This window comes from Zhongshania sp. (genome assembly GCF_041584495.1).
Taxonomy (GTDB): domain Bacteria; phylum Pseudomonadota; class Gammaproteobacteria; order Pseudomonadales; family Spongiibacteraceae; genus Spongiibacter.
The window spans coordinates 1-2109 of sequence record NZ_JBFHDY010000252.1; the positions used below are offsets into that span (position 1 = coordinate 1).

General features: G+C 51.2%; 2 protein-coding genes and 1 pseudogene. All 3 read left to right on the forward strand.

Annotation, left to right across the window (positions count from 1 at the left end; translation table 11 throughout):
• A pseudogene (locus tag ABYP33_RS18805) lies at positions 1 to 316 on the forward strand (CDP-diacylglycerol--serine O-phosphatidyltransferase); the annotation flags it as partial.
• Positions 317 to 384: 68 nt separating this feature from the next.
• Positions 385 to 1368, forward strand: a complete 984-nt coding sequence (gene msrP / locus ABYP33_RS18810; RefSeq protein WP_373092849.1) for a protein-methionine-sulfoxide reductase catalytic subunit MsrP — start codon at positions 385 to 387, stop codon at positions 1366 to 1368.
• A complete protein-coding gene (locus ABYP33_RS18815) occupies positions 1368 to 1964 on the forward strand; it encodes a sulfite oxidase heme-binding subunit YedZ (protein ID WP_373092851.1) in 597 nt (198 codons plus the stop codon). The genes msrP and ABYP33_RS18815 overlap by 1 nt, the downstream gene beginning before the upstream one ends.
• Positions 1965 to 2109: the final 145 nt, after the last annotated feature.

A 2109-nucleotide genomic window follows, 5' to 3' on the forward strand; every position in this document is an offset into this window, starting at 1 on the left:
CGCTGCGGCGGCGGTCATGGCGGGCTTGGTGTGGGTTTGCGCCGAAGAGGGTTGGGTAGAGAAGGGTGTGCATTTTGAGCTTGAGGTGTTTGCCGGAATTCTCATGGCCGCCTGCGGCATATTAATGATCTTGAATGTGCGCTATAGCAGCTTTAAAGGTATCGACTTCCGTGGTCGGGTGCCATTTGTCGTAATGATTGCTGTCGTGTTGATCTTTGGCCTTGTGTCGGTGGATCCGGCTCGAGTCTTACTGGCGGCGGCATTGATCTATGCGCTGTCGGGCCCCGTACAAGCTATCTATCGTCGCTTTAAATGAGTCAGCTGTAACATTGCGGTAGCTGGCGCATCTAAAGAGAATGCATCATTCTTTAGGGAGTTTGCGCCATGCTAATCCGTTCACCCTCAGATATCCCCAGCAGTGAGATTACCCCAGAGGGTGTGTATCTCCAGCGCCGTCAGTTCATGCACGGTATTGGCGTCGGCGCGGCGATGGCGGGTTTGGGTTTACCGCTGAGCAGTGCTGCGGCTAAGCCGGAATTGGCTACCCTCAATTATCAATCAGTTGTTGCTAAGGCTGACAATCCGTTCTATACCGAAGAGAAAGTGGCGTCATTTAATGATGCCAGCACGTATAACAACTTCTACGAATTTGGTACCGATAAATCTGATCCGGCGCGCTATGCCGACGCGCTGACCACCGATCCGTGGTCGGTATCGGTAGAGGGTGAGGTTGCCAAACCCGGTAAATACCCCCTCGAAGATATAATGAAGCTCATGAGCTTAGAGGAGCGCATCTACCGCTTGCGTTGTGTCGAAGCTTGGTCGATGGTTATTCCCTGGGTCGGCTTTCCGCTGGCGGATTTGCTGAAAATGTTTGAGCCTAACTCGAATGCTAAATACGTGGAGTTTACAACGCTGGTCCGTCGCGATGAGATGCGCGGCCAGCGCTCGGCATTTAGTACCATCGACTGGCCTTATAAAGAAGGCTTGCGGATAGATGAGGCCGTGCATCCCCTGGCGTTTATGAGTGTGGGGATGTATGGCAAGGTTTTGCCAAATCAAAACGGCGCGCCAATTCGGTTGGTAGTGCCATGGAAATACGGTTTTAAAAGTATCAAGTCCATCGTGAAAATTCGCTTAACCTCGCGCAAACCCGAGACCAGCTGGGAGCGTATAGCGCCAAATGAATACGGCTTTTACGCCAATGTGAATCCAGAGGTGGATCACCCGCGCTGGACTCAGCGCTATGAGCGACGCCTGCCTGGTAGTTTGTTGCGGCCAAATCGAATTGAAACCCAGATGTTCAATGGCTATGGTGAACAGGTGGCGAGGCTATATAAAGGCATGGACCTGCGGCGCAACTACTAATGTCAAAACAAGCTGTCTCAGGGGTGCCTTGGGCGAAACCCGTCCTGCATATTCTTTGTCTGCTGCCGTTTGCTTATATTGTTTGGGCGGCGCTCAGTGAAAGCCTAGGAACCGACCCAGTCAAAGCTCTAATACTCTTAACGGGTGAGTGGTCGATTCGCATATTAATTTTGATCCTCGCGATTACGCCGCTGCGACAATGGCTGAATATGCCAGCGCTGTTGCGTTATCGGCGCATGCTTGGCTTATATGCGTGGTTCTACGTCAACCTGCATTTCTTGGTCGTACTTACCTATCTGTTTGCTTGGGATTGGCAAATCGCTCAAGAAGAGTTGCTTGAGCGCCCTTACATAGTTGCTGGCTTTTTAGCGTGGCTGTTTATGCTGCCCCTAGGTGTCACGTCAAACAATAGGGCTGTGCGTGCGTTGGGTCGTAACTGGCGCAAGCTCCATAAGCTGATTTACGTTGTCGCGATCCTTGCCTGGGTGCATGTTTTTTGGCAGGTGCGCTCAAGTTACTTTGATGCCGCCTTGTATGGCACCCTTATTTTGCTGCTCTTTTACCCCCGGTTAAAGAAAATTTGCGAAACTCGTTGACTCCTAAGCTGGCGTGTCTATAATGCGCCTCCTCAACTGCTGAGGCGGACTTCACCGAGGTGCGGAACGCGATTTGTTTAAGCAGTTGGGGTGGTAAGAAAGTTTAAAAAACTACTTGCTACTGAGGCTAAGGTCTATATAATAC